17 protein-coding genes are annotated in these 17,385 nt (G+C 71.4%); 9 read left to right on the forward strand and 8 right to left on the reverse strand.

The features are described from left to right. Positions 1-270: 270 nt before the first annotated feature. From DEJ17_RS11575 to DEJ17_RS17805, 6 genes are all read left to right on the forward strand, one after another. Positions 271-2,727, forward strand: a complete 2,457-nt coding sequence (locus DEJ17_RS11575; protein WP_110893996.1) for a phosphoketolase — start codon at positions 271-273, stop codon at positions 2,725-2,727. A gap of 93 nt (positions 2,728-2,820) precedes the next feature. Beyond that, positions 2,821-2,973, forward strand: a complete 153-nt coding sequence (locus DEJ17_RS17800; protein WP_181421147.1) for a hypothetical protein — start codon at positions 2,821-2,823, stop codon at positions 2,971-2,973. A gap of 157 nt (positions 2,974-3,130) precedes the next feature. Then, the gene (locus tag DEJ17_RS11580) at positions 3,131-3,346 is read left to right on the forward strand and encodes a hypothetical protein (protein ID WP_110893998.1); all 216 of its coding nucleotides are present in this window, start codon (positions 3,131-3,133) and stop codon (positions 3,344-3,346) included. A 33-nt stretch (positions 3,347-3,379) separates the two neighbouring features. Next, positions 3,380-4,063: a fumarylacetoacetate hydrolase family protein gene (locus DEJ17_RS11585; protein ID WP_110894000.1), complete on the forward strand. Its 684-nt coding sequence runs from the start codon at positions 3,380-3,382 to the stop codon at positions 4,061-4,063. A 153-nt stretch (positions 4,064-4,216) separates the two neighbouring features. Further along, positions 4,217-5,191, forward strand: coding sequence for a sugar phosphate isomerase/epimerase (locus DEJ17_RS11590; RefSeq protein ID WP_181421148.1), 975 nt, complete (start codon positions 4,217-4,219; stop codon positions 5,189-5,191). Positions 5,192-5,201: 10 nt separating this feature from the next. Then, complete coding sequence (locus DEJ17_RS17805; RefSeq protein WP_181421149.1) at positions 5,202-5,378, forward strand: hypothetical protein; 177 nt, start codon at positions 5,202-5,204, stop codon at positions 5,376-5,378. Positions 5,379-5,680: 302 nt separating this feature from the next. Here DEJ17_RS17805 and DEJ17_RS17810 read toward each other — a convergent pair whose 3' ends face one another. The 3 genes from DEJ17_RS17810 to DEJ17_RS11600 all read right to left on the reverse strand — a co-directional run bounded on the left by DEJ17_RS17810 (position 5,681) and on the right by DEJ17_RS11600 (position 9,416). Continuing rightward, a complete protein-coding gene (locus tag DEJ17_RS17810; RefSeq protein WP_181421150.1) occupies positions 5,681-5,836 on the reverse strand; it encodes a hypothetical protein in 156 nt (51 codons plus the stop codon). A gap of 158 nt (positions 5,837-5,994) precedes the next feature. Continuing rightward, complete coding sequence (locus DEJ17_RS11595; protein WP_110894004.1) at positions 5,995-8,529, reverse strand: ATP-dependent DNA ligase; 2,535 nt, start codon at positions 8,527-8,529, stop codon at positions 5,995-5,997. Further along, positions 8,526-9,416, reverse strand: a complete 891-nt coding sequence (locus DEJ17_RS11600; RefSeq protein ID WP_110894006.1) for an SDR family oxidoreductase — start codon at positions 9,414-9,416, stop codon at positions 8,526-8,528. Before DEJ17_RS11600 ends, DEJ17_RS11595 begins: the two co-directional genes overlap by 4 nt. 135 nt (positions 9,417-9,551) lie before the next feature. On the opposite strand from DEJ17_RS11600, the gene DEJ17_RS11605 reads away from it, so the two are divergent. Continuing rightward, a complete protein-coding gene (locus DEJ17_RS11605) occupies positions 9,552-10,559 on the forward strand; it encodes a Ku protein (protein WP_110894008.1) in 1,008 nt (335 codons plus the stop codon). Between the two features lie 42 nt (positions 10,560-10,601). Here DEJ17_RS11605 and DEJ17_RS11610 read toward each other — a convergent pair whose 3' ends face one another. Further along, positions 10,602-11,111 carry a DUF6328 family protein gene (locus DEJ17_RS11610; protein ID WP_110894010.1) on the reverse strand — a complete coding sequence of 170 codons (510 nt, stop codon included), beginning with the start codon at positions 11,109-11,111 and terminating at the stop codon, positions 10,602-10,604. Between the two features lie 81 nt (positions 11,112-11,192). On the opposite strand from DEJ17_RS11610, the gene DEJ17_RS11615 reads away from it, so the two are divergent. Next, positions 11,193-11,837 carry an antibiotic biosynthesis monooxygenase gene (locus tag DEJ17_RS11615; protein ID WP_110894012.1) on the forward strand — a complete coding sequence of 215 codons (645 nt, stop codon included), beginning with the start codon at positions 11,193-11,195 and terminating at the stop codon, positions 11,835-11,837. Between the two features lie 12 nt (positions 11,838-11,849). Here the strand turns inward: DEJ17_RS11615 and DEJ17_RS11620 are convergent, their stop codons facing one another. The 4 genes from DEJ17_RS11620 to DEJ17_RS11635 are packed head-to-tail and all read right to left on the reverse strand — an operon-like array spanning position 11,850 to position 16,209. After that, a complete protein-coding gene (locus DEJ17_RS11620) occupies positions 11,850-12,791 on the reverse strand; it encodes a Ppx/GppA family phosphatase (protein WP_110894014.1) in 942 nt (313 codons plus the stop codon). Between the two features lie 48 nt (positions 12,792-12,839). Continuing rightward, positions 12,840-13,700, reverse strand: coding sequence for a ribokinase (locus DEJ17_RS11625; RefSeq protein WP_110894016.1), 861 nt, complete (start codon positions 13,698-13,700; stop codon positions 12,840-12,842). Then, entirely contained in the window at positions 13,697-15,127 is a 1,431-nt protein-coding gene (locus tag DEJ17_RS11630; RefSeq protein ID WP_110894018.1) for an MFS transporter, read from the reverse strand. The genes DEJ17_RS11625 and DEJ17_RS11630 overlap by 4 nt, the downstream gene beginning before the upstream one ends. A 5-nt stretch (positions 15,128-15,132) precedes the next feature. Further along, on the reverse strand, positions 15,133-16,209 hold the full coding sequence (locus DEJ17_RS11635) for a nucleoside hydrolase (protein WP_258366779.1): 1,077 nt from the start codon (positions 16,207-16,209) through the stop codon (positions 15,133-15,135). Positions 16,210-16,371: 162 nt separating this feature from the next. Between DEJ17_RS11635 and DEJ17_RS11640 the strand changes: the two genes are divergently transcribed. Next, positions 16,372-17,370 (forward strand): LacI family DNA-binding transcriptional regulator, encoded by a 999-nt coding sequence (locus DEJ17_RS11640; RefSeq protein ID WP_258366780.1) that lies wholly within the window; start codon positions 16,372-16,374, stop codon positions 17,368-17,370. Positions 17,371-17,385: the final 15 nt, after the last annotated feature.

The raw sequence follows: 17,385 nt of genomic DNA on the forward strand, positions 1-17,385 counted from the left end.
CCGAGGACGAGGGCGCCGGTCGTGGCGAGGGTGATGGAGGTCTTGAGGCTCGTACGCATCGTGATCAGTCCTTTGCTCTGGGGCGCTCCGGCCGGTGGCCGAACGTGCACGCTGTGTGCACGCTTGCTGTGAGCAAGCTGCAGCCCGGCCAACTGTGACCGGAGAGCGCCCTGGGCTTTTGCCCTGTGCAAGTGATTCGGCACCCCCGCCCGAACGGTTTGGGACGAGTTTCCTGAGGTGCTGCAACCCGCTGTTTCGTACCGTGTACCCATGGCTCCAGCACACATCTCCACCACCGACCGGCTCCGGGCGGTCGACGCCTGGTGGCGCGCCGCCAACTACCTGACGGTCGGGCAGATCTACCTGCTGGACAACCCGCTGCTCACCAGGCCGATCGAACCGGACGACGTCAAGCCGCGTCTGCTCGGCCACTGGGGCACATCGCCGGCACTGAACCTCGTGTACGCGCACTGCAACGCGCTGATCACGGAGACCGGTCGCGAGTTCCTGTACATCTGCGGCCCGGGGCACGGCGGCCCGGCGATGAACGCGAACGCCTGGCTGGACGGCACGTGGAACGAGCTGTACCAGGACACCGACCTGCAGCGGTTCTTCCGCCAGTTCTCGTTCCCCGGCGGCATCCCCTCACACGCCGCCCCGGAGACCCCCGGCTCCATCAACGAGGGCGGTGAGCTCGGCTACTCGCTGTCGCACGCCTACGGTGCGGCGCTCGACAACCCGGACCTCGTCGTCGCGTGCGTGGTCGGTGACGGTGAAGCCGAGACCGGTCCGCTCGCCGGGTCGTGGCAGGCGCACACGTTCCTCGACCCGGTCTCCGACGGAGCCGTCCTGCCGATCCTCAACCTCAACGGTTGGAAGATCGCGAACCCGACCGTTCTGGCCCGCATCCCCGACGAGGACCTCACCGCGTACTTCCGCGGGCTCGGCTACGACCCGATCGTGGTCGACTCCCGACGCGTCGACGACGACCCGTACGCGGTCCACGCCCTGTTCGACGGTGCCCTGCGACGCGCCCTCGCCGGCATCGACGACATCCAGGCCGCCGCACGCGCCCAGGCCGCCCGTGCCGCCGCGGGGCAGCCCGCCGGCGCCACGGACCTGCGTCCGCGCTGGCCGATGATCGTGCTGCGCACCCCGAAGGGCTGGACCGGCCCGAAGGAGGTCGACGGCGAGCAGGTCGAGGGGACCTTCCGCGCCCACCAGGTGCCGCTGCCCGCGGTACGCGAGGACGACGGTCACCGTGCCCAGCTCGAGGAGTGGATGCGCTCGTACCGTCCGGAGGAGCTCTTCGACGAGGACGGCCACCCGGTCGGCATCATGACCACGATCCGCCCGACCGGTGACGGGCGGATGAGCGCCACGCCGCACGGCAACGGCGGTCGGATCCGGACCGCGCTCGACCGGCCGCCGCTCGAGCCGTACGCGGCCGAGGCCGGTTCGACGGCTTCGGCGACGGGCACGCTCGGCCCCTGGCTCGCCGCGCTCATCGAGAAGAACCCCTCGAACTTCCGGCTGTTCGGTCCGGACGAGACGATCTCGAACAAGCTCGACGCCGTGTTCGACGTGACCTCGCGCGTGTGGCGGGCCCAGCGCGCTGCCGGCGACGAGCACCTCGCCGCACGCGGGCGGGTCACCGAGGTCCTGTCCGAGCACCTGCTCGAGGGAATGCTCGAGGGCTACGTGCTGTCCGGTCGGCACGGGATGCTCAACACCTACGAGGCGTTCGCCCACATCATCGACTCGATGGTCGGGCAGTACGCCAAGTGGCTGGAGTCCTCGACCGACATCGACTGGCGCGTCCCGGTCTCCAACCTGTCGCTGCTGCTGTCGTCGCACGTCTGGCGACAGGACCACAACGGGTTCTCCCATCAGGACCCCGGGTTCCTCGACGTCGTCGCGTCGAAACAGCAGGACCTCGTCCGGATCAAGCTGCCGGCCGACGCCAACACGCTGCTCGCCGTCGCCGCGCACGCGATGGAGACCACGGACCGCATCGAGGTGATCGTCGCGGGCAAGCACCCGGAACCGGTCTTCCTGTCCCTCGACGACGCGGTCGCGCACGTGGAGGCCGGACTCGGCGTCTGGGACTTCGCCGGCACCGAGCAGGCCGTCGGGAAGGTCGACGTCGTGCTCGCCTGCGCCGGTGACGTCCCCACGGTCGAGGCGATCGCCGCCACCGACATCATCCGGAAGCACGCTCCCGGCGTCGGGGTCCGCGTGCTCAACGTCGTCGACCTGCTGGCGCTCGGCGACCCGCGCAAGCACGAGCACCCGATCCCGGACGAGCAGTACGACGCGCTCTTCCTGCCCGGCACGCCCACGGTCTTCGCGTTCCACGGGTACCCGACCCTCGTGCACCAGCTGACGTACCGCCGGAACGGACACGACGACCTGCACGTGCACGGGTTCCTCGAGCAGGGCACGACGACCTCGCCGTTCGACATGCTCATGCGCAACGAGATGGACCGCTTCGCCCTGGCCCACGACGCCCTGACGCGGGTGGACGCCGAGGTGCACGCCGACCTGCTCACGAAGCTGTCCGAGGCGCGTGACGCTGCACGGACGTTCGCGTACACGAGGGGCGAGGACCACCCGTCGCTCGCCGGCTGGGAGTTCGCGGGCTGGCCGCAGGACGAGCCGGCCAGCGGCGGCACCGGCGGCGACCCGGGTGCGGGCGAGACCGAGGCGGCTGCGCCCGGCAACTGACGCGTTCCTCCACAGGCCCGGAGGCCCGGAGCACCTTCCACAGGACCGGTCACGCCCGCCGCGTGGCCGGTTCCGTGCTGTCAGGGTTCCGGCATGGACATCGGCTGGATCAGCGCGCTCGTGTCGGTCACGAGCGCGTCCGTCGCGCTGGGCGCGCTCGTCGCCTCGGTGCTCGAGGGGCGCGCAGCACGGCGAAATGCAGAGTTCTCGGTGCACCGCGACCTGTGGTGGCAGCGTTGGTCATAGGTCGCCGACCGGGCGACCTCGGACGACGAAGGAGAGCGCGCGGCTGCCGGTGTGATGTCCGCTGCGCTGGTGACCCGCAGTTGGACGACCGCTGACGACCGCTGGGTCGGCCAGGCACTCGACGACCTGACCGCAGCGACGAACGAAGGAGCGAACGATGATCTCGAAGCTGAGTGACAAGGACTTCAAGCGCTGGCTCGACGGACGCGAACTGACGACGCCCGCACTGCTGGCAGACCCGCACTACGGTCCCATGATGCGGGCGAAGGGCGCCGAGGAAGAACTCCGCCAGGCGCGGATCGAATGGCGCGAACGGCAGGAGCGCGCCCGGGCGCGGAAGCTCAAGGACGAGGCGTCCTTCGGCGAGAGCTGAACCGATGCCCTGCGAGCCTGCCACGCTGGGACCGTGACCGAACTCGTCATCCCGGCCCCGAGCCTCCCGACCGTGCCCACGACGACGGGCGCGCGTTTCCCCGTCCGCCGCGTGTTCTGCGTCGGCCGGAACTACGCCGCTCACGCGCGCGAGATGGGCCACGACCCGGACCGCGAGCCGCCGTTCTTCTTCACCAAGCCGGCCTATGCGGTCGTGGTCGACGGCGCCGACACCCCGTACCCGCCGCTGACGCAGCAACTGGAGCACGAGGTCGAGCTCGTCGTCGCGATCGGCACCGGCGGCACGGACATCGCCGTCGGCGACGCCCTCGCACACGTCTGGGGGTACGCCGTCGGGATCGACCTCACCCGCCGCGACCTGCAGGCCGAGGCGAAGCGACTCGGGCGACCGTGGGACACGGCCAAGGGCTTCGACGCCTCGGCACCGATCGGGGCGCTCACCCCGGCGGCCGAGGTCGACCCGACCAGCGGCGCGATCGAGCTGGCGGTGGACGGGGGACTCCGGCAGTCGGGCGACCTGGCCGACCAGATCTGGTCGGTCGCGGAGACGATCGCGGCCCTGTCACGGTCCGTGGCGCTCGCGCCCGGCGACCTCGTGATGACCGGTACTCCTGAGGGTGTCGGCGTGCTGGAACGCGGCGCCGTGCTCGTCGGCACGATCGCCGGCGTCGGCGAGGTCCGGACCCGGATCGTCTGAAGCACGTGTCGGCGATGTGTCGACGGGCTGGGAGCGTTCGCAGGCAGCACGGGTAAGTCTTGGGCATCGTCGCGGGTGGGGCCTGCGACGGACACGAGGCGGCGCATCGCGACGGGGCGACGCGGACACCTCGGGACTGCCGGAGGTACCACCGTGCTGGAACACGATCTGCTCGCCACGTCCTGGACGTGGGCGGGCGACGAGAGCGTCCGCGACCGCGTGCACGCCGTCGGTGCCGCGGGGTTCGCGGGCCTGTCGCTGTCCCTCGACGACCTGCACGAGGTCCGTGCGACGACGGGCTTCGCCGAACTGCGCCGCATGCTCGACGCCGCCGGCATCGTCTGGGTCCAGCTCGGACCGCTCGACCGGTGGTGGACGTGCACGAGCCGCACGCAGGACGAGGACGCCGACCGCGGGGTCGTGCTCGAGGCCGCGGCGACGCTGAGCGCCTGGCAGGTGGTGGCGCGCGCCGACACCTCGTTGGCCGGAGCCTCCCCCGCGACGATGGCCGACGACTGGGTCGTGCTCGCCGACCAGGCCGAGGCCGTCGGAGCGCAGCTCGTGCTCGAACAGGAACCATGGTCGAAACTGCCCACGATCGAACGGGCCTCCCGCTTCGTCGCCGCTGCCGGACACCCCAACGGCGGCCTGCTCATCGACGCCATGCACGCGCTCCGCGGCGGTTCCACCCTGGCGTCCATCCGGCAGGGCGTCGCACCGGGGGTCCTCGCAGCCGTGGAACTGAGCGACGGACTGCTGCACACACCGAGCGGGATGACCCTCGCCGAGGAGTCCCGGACGGCCCGGTACCTGCCCGGCGCCGGAGCGTGGGACCTGCCCGGCTTCGTGCGGACCGTGCGCGAGCTCGGGTTCGACGAGCCGTGGGGCGTCGAGGTCCGGACCCCGGCGCACCGGGCGATGCCCGTCCGCGATGCGCTCCGGACCGCTGTCGCCGCCACCCGTGCGGTGCTCGACGCCGCCGACGCGTTCGGCGCGCCGGCCGCCCCGGCGATGCCCTCAACACCAGCACCGACGTCCGCGGTGGACTTCGAGCCACCGCACATCGGCCGGCACGACCCGACGCACGGTGTCCGCCGTCGGGACGCCGGCACAGGGACGCCCGCGTAGATTCCTGGGCATGACCGATCAGGCAGCACACGACGACGACCTGCTCCGCCGTTCCCAGGAGTCCATCGACGAAGCCAAGGCCGCCGCGGCCGAGGTGGTCGAGCCGGAAGAGGACGAGCTCATCGAGGAAGACGCGCCCGTGGCCGACCACGCGGTGCCCGCCGACGGCCCCGCACCAGCGGCCTGACCCCGTCCTGATCCGACGGGATCCCCCCGGATCGACGACATCGCCGGGCGACTATCGAGGTCGCCCGGCGATTCTTCTTGCCGCTCGTGTGACGATCCGGCCACTCGGCACGTCTCACCAGTGGACCCACCGGTTGCGCTGCGGCGAGCCCGGTGCGGGGCTTCGTGGTCGGTCTCCCTGAACCGGCTGGTCACGTGCCTCGGCGACGGTCCGTGCGCTCCCTGATCCAGCGTGCGGGCCGTCGGGCCCGTCGAGCGGTCAGGTGTACAGGCCGTCCCGGTCAGGCATCCAGGCCGTCCCGGTCAGTCGTCGTCCTCGTCGGCGAGGAAGTCCGCGTACCGGACCTCGGTCTCCGTGGTGCCGCTACCCGGTTCGACGGTCCGTTGCGACAGGTCGTCCCCCGTGATCGCGACGCGTTCTGCGGCCGTGTAGGGCGGCAGGTACTTGCTCGAGTTCATCCTCGAAGCCCCCTTCGTCCCGGCGAACGTAACAGCCGATGGCCGATCGTGGCCAGCGGTGCCGATACTGTCCCCCGCGCAGACTCGGTACGGGGGACGGATGTTCGCCAGTGGCGGACCCCATGCGCACGCATGCGGGGCCGAGCCCGAAGCGCGGGTCAGGTCTCCCGCACGACGTCGTCCGGGTCCTTGTCCACCCGCCACCCGCGCCAGGACGGCTGCCGGAGCCGTCCGTCGCCGGTCCACTCGGCGAACTCGACCTCGCCGACGCGCTTCGGCGTGACCCAGTGCGCATCCCGCGCGTCAGGTCGAGGGACGTCGACGAACGGCGGGGTCTTCCGTTCCAGCGGTGCGAGGACAGCGGCGATCTCGTCGAGGTCGCGGTCACGGAACCCGGTGCCGACCTTGCCCACGTACTCCAGCCCGTCAGGGCCGGGCACCCCGAGCAACAGCGACCCGATCCCGTCGGCACGCCGCCCGCTGCCCGGCTTCCAGCCACCGACGACGACTTCCTGCGTGGCGTGGTGCTTGAGCTTCAGCCAGGCCTCGGACCGCCGGCCCTCGGCGTACTTCGACGACCGCTTCTTCGCGACCACGCCCTCGAGGCCCTGCTCGCGCGATGCAGCCAGCACCGCGTCGAGGTCGCCCTGCGCCGCCTGCGGCACGTCGATCGCACCGCCGGGTTCCACGACCGTCTCGAGTGCCTGCCGCCGGGCGTCGTAGCCGAGCCGCGTGAGCTCGTGCCCGTCCGCCTCGAGCACGTCGAACAGCAGGAACCGCACGGGCGTCGTCTCCTGCGCGCTCCGGACCTCGCGCGCCTTCGTCAGGCCCATGCGGTTCTGGAGCAGCTGGAACGAGGGTCGGCCACGATCGTCGACGGCCACGATCTCACCGTCGAACACGCCGTCCACGCCGGCCCGCTCGCCCAGTTCCTGCAGCTCGGGGTACTGGGCCGTCAGGTCGTTGTCGTTGCGGCTGCGCAGGGTCACCGACCCGTCGCGGACCGTCGCCAGCGCGCGCACCCCGTCCCACTTCATCTCGAAGGCCCAGTCGGCGGGGTCCAGCCGAGGCTCGCCCTTGGCCAGGGTCGCCTGCATCGTCCGGCGCTCCGATGGCCGGGTCTCGGCGTCCGCGGCCCCGCTGATCCGTCGCTGCCCGGCGCGGTGTGCATCGCCGTGCCCGTCCGACGGCCGGTCCGCCCGTCGCGCGACCGCCGGCCCGGCAGAGCCGCCGCCGTCCGCCAGCCGTTCGGGTTGCTCCTTCGTGCGGTGGATGAGCCAGTTCTTCTCGTCACCACCGCCCCGGCCTCGGGTGTGCAACAGCGCGAGGCGGCGAGCGCCACCGGCCCGACCGTGCAGGGTGACGATGACCTCCTGCCCCTCGCGCCACTTCTCGAGCTCGTAGGTGCCGTCGTCCCAGATCGTGACGGTGCCGCCGCCGTACTCGTCCTTCGGGATCGTGCCCTCGAACGAGCCGTACTCGAGCGGGTGGTCCTCGGTCTGCACGGCCAGGTGGTTCTTGCCGGGGTCGGTGGGTTCACCCTTCGGCAGGGCCCAGCTCACCAGCACCCCGTCGTGTTCGAGCCGGAAGTCGTAGTGGTCGCGGGTGGCGTGGTGCTCCTGGATGACGAAGGTCGGTGTGCCGTCCTTCCGCACGGTGGGTGCGCCTTCGGGCACGGGCTCCGGCGTCTTCGAGGCGTCCCGCTTCGCCCGGTAGGCGGCGAGCCGGTCACGTGCGGGCTGCTCGGCGTCGTTCGCGCGCTCGGTCCGGTCGCTGTCCCAGTGACCGTGGTCGTCACGCCCGACCGCCAGTGAGGCGGAGGCGACCGGGTGCAGGAAGTCCCCACGGGCCTCCAGCCGTTCGAGGACCTCGTCCAACGTGAGCTGCGCGAGCCCACGTTCCTCGAGCTCCTTCCAGGTGCGGGGCGCTGCGACCGTCGGCCGCTCGCGGCCGCGCAGCGAGTACGGGGCGATGGTCGTCTTGTTGCCGTTGTTCTGCGACCAGTCGACGAAGACCTTGCCCTTCCGCTCGGCACGGCTCATCGACGACAGCACCAGGTCCGGCAGGTCCGTCTCGAGGGCCTTGGCCAGCTCGTGGGCGACGTCGGAGACCTGCGCGGTCGTGGCTTTGCCGTCGAGGGCCGCGTACAGGTGGATGCCCTTGGAGCCGGACGTCACCGGGTACGGGTCGAGCCCCATGCCGTGCAGGATCTCGCGCGCGGCCACGGCGACCTCGACGCACTCGGGCAGCCCGACGCCGTCGCCCGGGTCGAGGTCGAGGACGAGCCGGTCCGGGTTCTGCTGCGCGCCCCGGGGACCGAACCGCCACTGCGGGACGTGCAGTTCGAGCGCGGCCTGCTGCGCCATCCACACCAGGGTCGGCAGGTCATCGACGATCGGGTACTCGTTGTCGTGCTCCGAGTGGTGGATGGTGTGGTGCCGCACCCAGTCGGGGGCCGAGTCGGGCAGGTTCTTCTCGAAGAAGACCTTGCCCTCGACACCGTTTGCCCAGCGCTTGCGGGTCACGGGACGGTCCTTGATGTGCGGGATCATCCACGGCGCGACCCGCTCGTAGTACTCGATCACCCGACCCTTCGTGGTGCCGGTCTCGGGGTAGAGCACCTTGTCGGTGTTCGTGAGCGCGAGCCGCCGGTCCCCGACGAGGACGACGGTCTTGCGCGAGGCGGGACTCACAGCGCCACCCCGGTCGCTCCCGCCACCGTCAGGGTCGTGCCGGACGTGTACGACGACTCGGGCCCGGCCAGGTAGACGTAGGCGCTGCCGAGCTCGACCGGCTGAGCAGGACGGCCGAACGGGGTGTCCTGGCCGTAGGCGGCGATCTCGTCGCCCGGGTAGCTGATCGGCTGCAGGGGCGTCCACACCGGCCCGGGCACCACCGTGTTGGCCCGGATGCCCTTGCTCGCGAGCTGCCGCGCGAGCCCGTTCGTGTACGTGATGATCGCCGCCTTCGTCGCGGCGTAGTCGATCATGCGGTCCTGCGGCTGGTACGCGGACACCGAGCTGGTCGTGACGATCGAGCTCCCCGGTGCCATGTGCGGGACGGCCGCGCGGACGAGCCAGAACAGCGAGTACAGGTTGACCTTCATCGTGCGGTCGAAGTCCTCGGTGGTCTGCTCCGTGACGTCCTCGTGCACCTGCTGGTGCCCCGCGACCAGCACGAGCGCGTCCAGGCCACCGAGTTCGCTGACGGCGTCCTGCACCAGGACGTCACAGAAGGCTTCGTCCGTCAGGTCACCGGGCAGCAGCACCGCCTTGCGCCCGAGGTCACCGATGACGTCGCGGACCTGTTCGAGGTCCTCGCGTTCCTCGGGCAGGGCGTTCAGGGCGACGTCGGCGCCCTCCTTCGCCATCGCGATCGCCGCAGCGCGACCGATGCCCGAATCGGCCCCCGTGACGAGCAGGCGGTACCCACGCATCCGCCCGGTGCCGAGGTAGCTCGTCTCCCCGTGGTCCGGGGCGGGGTCCATCGCACTCGCCAACCCGGACCCCTGCTGGGTCTGCGCGGGGAACGGCGGACGGGGGAACTGGTCGCGCGGGTCCTGCTTGTCGAGCTGGCTCATGGGCCCATCGTGCTCGTGCCGGCCGCGCGGCGGTCCAGCGAACCAGGCATCCGTGGAACGATCCTCCGGGCGCCCGACCTGTGGAGGAGCCGTCTGCTCCGGGCACGGACGCGTACGGGCGGGCATCATGTGCCCATGAGGTCGATCTGGAAGGGCTCCATCGCGTTCGGGCTCGTCAACGTGCCCATCAAGGTCTACGCGGCCACCGAGACGCACGACGTGTCCCTGCACCAGGTCCACGACGAGGACAAGGGGCGCATCCGCTACAAGCGGGTGTGCGAGTTCGGCCACGAGGTCGAGTACGCCGACATCCAGCGCGCCTACGACGACGGCGACAAGACCGTGGTGCTCACGGCGGACGACTTCAAGCAGCTCCCCGAGGAGCAGTCGCACGAGGTCGAGGTGCTCGAGTTCGTGCCCGTCGAGCAGGTCGACCCGATGATGTTCGAGAAGACCTACTACCTGGAGCCCGACTCGCGCTCCCCGAAGGCGTACGTGCTGCTGCGCGAGACCCTGGCGAAGACCGACCGGCTCGCGATCGTGCAGTTCACCCTGCGCCAGAAGACCCGGCTCGGGGTACTCCGAGTGCACGACGAGGTCATCCTGCTGCAGGGACTGCTCTGGGGCGACGAGGTCCGCGCGGCCGACTTCAAGACGCTCGACACGTCGGTGAAGGTCAGCGCCAACGAGCTGAAGATGTCGTCATCGCTGGTCGAGAGCATGTCCACCGACTTCGACCCCGACCGCTACACCGACTCCTACCAGGAGGAGCTGCAGCAACTGATCGACGCCAAGCTCGAGGCCGGCGACGACATCGACACCGAGAAGACGTTCGGCGAACAGGCCGACGAGGACGACGACGAGGGCGGTGACGTACTCGACCTGATGGCCGCCCTGCGTGCGTCCGTCGACAAGAAGCGGACAGGAGGCGCGGGGTCGCGTTCGTCGTCGACCGCACGGTCGTCGTCGGGTTCTGGCTCGGGCACGTCCGGCTCCGGCAGGAAGGCGCCGTCGAAGAAGGCGCCAGCCAAGAAGGCTGCCGAGAGCACGACCGAGAAGGCCCCCGCGAAGACGGCACCGAAGAAGGCACCGGCGAAGAAGGCACCAGCCAAGAAGCCCGCCGCGAAGAAGCAGGCGAGCTGACCGCTCCGGGGGTCGTCCCGTTCCTCGCGTCGGAGGACCCGTTCAGCCGGACGACGAACGCTCGTGCTCGTGGTCGGCGTTCCGCTCGGTCCGGCGCAACCCGAACGGCAGGGCGGTCCAGAGTGCCGCCGTCGCCACGAACACCGCGACCCCGCCGATCACACCGCCCGCACCGCCGAGCACCACGTCGAACACGAAGTAGACCGTTCCCGAGAAGAGCAGCGCACTCGCGATGAGTGCGGCGAGCAGGATGACGTTGCCGGCGCGGACCAGGTCGTGCTTCTGACGCTGGCGGAACACCAGCCGGTGCGTCGCCACGGCGGACAGCGCCACCACGGTGACGACGACCGCCAGGACGACCAGGACGAGGTAGACCGTCTCCTGCCGGTCGGACAGGTCCGTGAACCGCTGCTGGAACGGCAGCGTCAGCAGGAACCCGGCGAGGATCTGCGTCCCGGTCTGCACGATCCGGAGCTCCTGCTGGATGTCGGCCCAGTTCCGGTCCCACCGTTCCGTCGGCGTCTCGTGCCGACCCCGCTCGGTCTCGCTCATACCGCGAACCTACCCACTGGCGCGCCGACGACTGACGAGCTGCGACACGAGCCGGTAACACCGATCGGGGACACTGGTCGGATGACTCCACAAGAGCCTGGGAGCCTGCAGTCGTCATCCGAGACCGCAGGCCCACCCGTCACCGTCTCCATCACCCGTCTGGTCGAACCGGACCGGATCCCCGAGGTGACCCGCTGGGTCCAGTCCGGGGTGAACCTGGCGAACCGCTACCCCGGCTTCCTCGGCTCCGGGTGGGTGCGTTCCCGGGCGCAGTCCCGCGAGTGGCACATGCTCTACCGGTTCGCCGACCACGACTCCCTGGCCACGTGGGAGAACTCCGACGACCGGCTGCGCTGGCTCGACCTGGGCCGTGACCTGGTGGTGGAGTCCCGCGTCGAGAAGCGCACCGGCATCGAGGGGTGGTTCGACGTCCCGCAGGACGCCCCGGCCTCGAGCGCTCCCCCGCGGTGGAAGCAGTCCGTGAGCATCTGGCTCGGCTTCTTCCCGGTGAACCTCGCGTTCACGTACCTGATGGCCTGGCTCGTCCCCGCGTTCGCGCACGTCGCGATCCTGCCCCGCGTGCTCATCACGACGGTCGTGCTCACGCCGATCATGACGTTCTGGGTGCTGCCGTTCGTGACGAAGCTGATCCGTCCGTGGCTGCTCGCACCGCCGAGGCAGCGACGGCAGCCGGACCGGCAGCCGGACCGGCAGCCGCGCGGTTAGACCGACCGGCTGTCACGGAGTCCCGAGCACCGACAGCTGGTCGAGCCGCTCGAGGATGACGCCCTCGCGCAGCGCCCACGGGCAGATCTCGAGGGCCGGCAGGTCGAAGATGTCCAGGCACGCCTCGGCCACGAGCGCCCCGGGCACGACCTGGTGCGCCCGGCTCGCCGAGACCCCCGGCAGCGCCGTGAGCTCGTCGACCGACATCGTGAGCAGCCCGGGCAGTCGCTGCCGCAGCACGTCGCCGTCGAGGGCACGTGGCACCAGCGGCCCGGCGGCGGACGGCGCGGCGCCGCAGATGCGGGCGATCGACCGGAACGTCTTCGACGTCGCCACGGCGCGGTCCGGTCGCCCCGCGCGGAGCAGCAGCCCGGCGTCCCGGGCGATCTCGACGCGGATCTCGTGCCGGATCCGACGGACGTCGTCGTCGGACGGGGTACCGGCGGCGAAGTACGAGCGCGCCAGACGTGCGGCGCCGATCGGCATCGACCACGCGACGTCCGGTGCCTCGTCGGCGCCGCCTGCGATCTCGAGCGAGCCACCGCCGATGTCGAAGACCGCCAGTCGGCCGGCCGACCACCCGAACCAACGGCGCACGGCCAGGAACGTCAGCCGCGCCTCGTCGGAGCCGGACAGGACAGCCAGCTCGACCCCGGTGGACGACTCGACGTGGGCGAGCACGGCCTCGGAGTTGCCGGCGTCGCGCACCGCCGAGGTGGCGAACGCGAGCATGTCCTCGCAGCCGCGCTCCTCGGCGACGCGGACGGCGTCGGCGACGAACGATGTCAGCGCGTCGATGCCCTGCTGCGTCACCGCGCCCGAGGCGTCCAGGTGCTCGGCCAGCCGCAGCGGCTGCTTGAACGACGACGCCGGCAGTGGCGCGGCTCCGCCGTGCGCGTCCACCACGAGCAAGTGGCCGGTGTTGGACCCGATGTCGAGGACTCCCACGCGCATGCGTGCAAGATACCGGTCTGCACCGGCATGGGCCGACGGGAGGCCGCCCTACGCCCGCAGGAACGCCTCCAGCGCGGCGGTGGTCGGGTACGAGGCCTGAGCGCCCGGCTTGGTCGCGGCGTACGCCCCGACCCCCACCGCGAACCGAGCGGCCTCGACGAGGGTGTCCCCCGCGGCCAGGCGCAGCGCCACCGCACCCATGAAGGCGTCGCCGCAGCCCGTGGTGTCCACCGGCTCGACCCGCACGGCGTCGATCGACACCGGCGCGGCTCCCCCGTCGTGCACGACGCAGCCCGCACCGCCCCGGGTCACGATCGACCGCGCGACGCCGTGGTCACCGAGCGCTGCGGCCTCGTGCTCGTTCACCAGCAGGACGTCGGTCAGCTCGAGCAGCTCGGCCGGCACGGCGCCGAACGGCGACAGGTTCGTGAGCACCGTGACCCCGGCGGCGTGAGCGGCCCGGGCGGCGGCGAGGACGACGTCGATCGAGACCTCGAGGCAGAGCCCGAGCACCGCGGCGTCGTCGAGGGCATCGGTCGGCACGTCGTCGGGCGTCAGCGTGCCGTTCGCCCCGGCGGAGATCACGATGGTGTTCTCGCCTGCGGCGTCGACCGTGATGACGGCGGTGCCGGTGGCCACGCCCTCCCGGACGGCGACGTGCGTCGTGTCGACACCCGCAGCCGCGACGGAGTCGCGGAGCAGCGCACCGTTCCCGTCGTCGCCGACCGCACCGATCATGCGCACCGTGCCCCCGAGCCTCCCGGCAGCCACCGCCTGGTTGGCGGACTTGCCCCCGGGCAGGATCGCGAGGTCGGAGCCCTGCAGGGTCTCACCCGGCTGGGGGAAGCGCTCGGTGCGGACCACCAGGTCCGCGTTGAGCGACCCGACGACGACGATGCTCTCGGTCAACGGACGGTCTCCTTCTGCGGGGCGACGGACGTGGTCTCGGCGCTCTCCGGACGGGGGATGAGGAACGAGATCGCGAGCGCGACGGTCGTGATCGCGGCCCCGAGCAGCATGCCACCGGAGTACCCGGCGGTGCCCGCGGAACCGCCGACGCCGAGCGCGATCTGCAGCGCGGGCAGGACAGCGAAGCTGACCCCGGCACCGAGGTTGAACGCACCGGCGTTCAGGCCGGGCAGGAACCCGGGGTTCGACTCGGGCGACAGCACGATGCCGAGGCCGTTCAGGATGATGTTCGCGATGCCGGCGTAGGTGACGCCGATCAGCACGGTCGCGGTCACCAGGACGGGCAGCGAGTGCACGCCGACGAGCGCCATCAGGACGGTCGAGACGATGCTGCCGATCAGCCCGAACCGCAGGACGGCGCGGTACCCGATGGTCGGGGCGAGGCGCCCGGCGAAGGGTCCGACGATCCAGCCGACCAGTGCGTACGGGGTCAGGAACACGAGCGATGCCAGGTCGGGCTCCATCCCGAAGCCGGCGTCACCGTTCTGCGCGAGCGAGGTGACCAGGCCGTTCACGACCGCGAAGACGCCCGTCATGGTGAGGAACGTCGTCGCCAGCAGCGCCCAGGTCGCACGACGCTTCAGGAACCGCGTCTCCACCAGGGGCTCCCGCACGCGCGACTCGACGGCCCAGAACACCGCGAAGGCGACGAGCGCCACGACGACGCCGCCGACCACGAGCACCGGGTTCGCGGCGCCGAGCTTGCCGGCCTCGTTGAACGCCGTGAGCAGGGCGCCGACGCTGACCACGAGCGGGACGACACCGATCCAGTCCATCCGGGTGCCGGCGGAGGGCTTCGATTCGACACCCCAGACGGCGACCAGCAACAGGGCGACCACGGTGACGACGGCGATGACCCAGAAGATCCCGCGGAACCCGAAGTTCGTCGCGATCCAGCCGCCGGCCAGGGCGTCGACGCCCGCGATGCCGCCGTTCACCGCGGTGAGCAGGCCGAGGGCGGCGCCGTAGCGCTTCGGGTCGCTGATCTCGTTGCGCAGGACGAGCAGGCAGATCGGGACGACCGGACCGGTGACGCCCTGGATGATGCGGCCGGCGAACAGCATCGGCACGTTCACCGCGAGTGCCGCGACGATGCTGCCGACGAGCATCACGGCGAGCATGCCGATCAGCACGCGCTTGCGGCCGACGATGTCGGACAGCCGCGGCAGGAACAGCGAGAACAGCGCCGCGAGCGTGAAGTACAGGGTCTGCGACAGGCCGATGGTGGCGTCGTCGGTGTTGAGCTCGCGCGCCATCGTGACGAGGGCCGGGCTGAGCATGCTCGCGTTCAGCTGGAACGCGATGCACGCGGCGAGGAGCGCGGCGGTGAGGGCGCCGATCGACTTCTTCGTCGATGTGGTGGTCATGGTGTTCAGATCTCCGTGGACGTGGACTTGGAGGTGGTCGTGGTGGTCGTGGTGGTGCTCGGCACCGTGGCGATGCCGGCTTCGACGGCGTCGGCAGCGGCTCGCGGGGTCCAGCCGGTGTCGGCCGTCTCACCGATGCGCTCGAGGGCGTCGACGACGAGGTCCCAGAACCGGCCGTGGTCGAGCTCCATCGCGGCGCTCGTCCGGCAGTCCGCGGGCGCGGGGGCGCGGAAGTCGGCGACGGTCATGCCGAGGGTCAGGGCGCCCTGGGTCTCGATGCGGATCGGGACCTTCACGGCACGGACGATCGTGGGGTCGATGACGTACGCAACGGCACAGGGGTCGTGGACCGGCGGGGCGTCGAAGCCCTGGGCGTCCTTGTAGGTCTGGCCGAAGAAGTCGAGCAGCTCGCCGACGAACGCGGCGGGGGCGGTGCCGACGCCGGCGATGCGCGCGGCGACCTCGGGGGTGGCGAGGGCCTGGTGCGTCAGGTCGAGGCCGACCATCACGACGTCCCAGCCGGCCTCGAACACGATGGCCGCGGCCTCGGGGTCGATGACGATGTTGAACTCGGCGACCGGGCTCCAGTTGCCGACGTGCACGCCGCCGCCCATGAGCACGACCTGCTTGACGCGCTCGACGATGCGGGGCTCCTTGCGGGCGGCGAGGGCGATGTTCGTCAGGCCGCCGGTCGGCACGAGGGTGACGGTGCCGGGCTCGTGCTCCATCACGGTGTCGATGATCAGGTCGACGGCGTGGCGCTCGTCGAGGTCGAACGACGGCTCGGGGAGCATCGGCCCGTCGAGCCCGCTCTCGCCGTGGATGTCCGGAGCGACCTCGATATGGCGCAGCAGCGGGCGGGCCGCGCCGGCGGCGAACGGCACCCCGGTGACTCCGGCGATGCGGGCGACGGCGAGGGCGTTGCGGGTGACCTTCGGCAGGGTCTGGTTGCCGACGACGGTGGTCACGGCGAGCAGCTCGATGGCCGGGCTGCCGTGGGCGAGCAGGAGCGCCACGGCGTCGTCGTGGCCGGGGTCGCAGTCGAGGATGATCTTCGCGGCGGTCTGGGTCGCATCGGGCACGCTGGGCGCTCCACTTCTTCGGGGAATCGAGGTGAGTGCTCGACGTGGTGGGGGTCCACGAGCCGGCAGAACGCTGGCGACGCGGCGCGTCAAGCGTTTGACATCGAAACACGTCAAACGCTTGACGTCAAGTTCGAGTACCACGCTCGCTAGCATCGACGGGTGCCCTCCCCCGCCGCTCCGAGCCGTCGTGTGACCGCTGCGATGGTGGCCGAGCGTGCGGGCACGAGCATCGCCACGGTCTCCCTCGTCGTGAACGGCAAGGACCGCGGACGGGTCTCCGCGCCGATCGCCGCGCGGGTCCGCGACGCCGTGGACGACCTCGGCTACGTCGTCGACCACGCGGCGAGCTCACTGGCGCGCGGCAGCGGTGACCTCGTCGTGTTCATCGCCCCCGACCTGTCCAACCCGTTCTTCGCCGAGGTCATCCGCGGTGTCCGCGACACCCTGGGCGACCGGTTCCAACTCGTGCTCTCCGTCACCGAGCGGGGCGCGCAGCCCGTCGCGGCCGACGTCCGGCGCTTCGAACGGTTGCGGCCCGCCGGCATCCTGGTCGACGCACCTGCCGCCGGGGAGCCGATGTCGGCGAGCGTCCCCGTGGTGCTGCTCGACGCACCCGGGGGGCCCGAAGCGGTCAACTACGACCTCTCCACCGGCGTGCACGACCTCGTCGCCCACCTGCACGCCCAGGGGCACCGGCACGTGGGCTACCTCGACGGCACGTCACGAGCGACGACGTTCGGCGTGCGCCGCGAACTGTTCGAGCAGGCCTGCGCGGACGCCGGCATCACCGTCTCCGAGGTCACCGCGCGTGCCGACCTGACCGTGGAGGCCGCGGCCTCGGCCACCGAGCACGTCATCGAGGCCTGGCAGGACGACGACGTCACCGCCGTCGTCGCGGCCGCGGACACCCTGGCCTACGGAGTGCTGCGGGTCGCCGGTGCGCTCGGCATCGCCGTCCCCGGAGCGCTCGCGGTCGCGGGCTTCGACGACCTGCCATCGTCGTCGGTCACCGCGCCGGCCCTGACGAGCGTGGCGCTGCCCGGCGCCGACCTCGGTCGGGCTGCGGCACTGCGGCTCCTCGCGACGCTCGACGGCACGGCCGCCGAGCCCGCGGCCCTGCCGACGCGGCTCGTGCCGCGCGCGAGCACCGGCGCGTAGCGCCCCGCGCTGGCG

It is taken from the genome of Curtobacterium sp. MCSS17_011 (assembly GCF_003224275.1).
In the GTDB taxonomy this organism is placed as follows: domain Bacteria; phylum Actinomycetota; class Actinomycetes; order Actinomycetales; family Microbacteriaceae; genus Curtobacterium.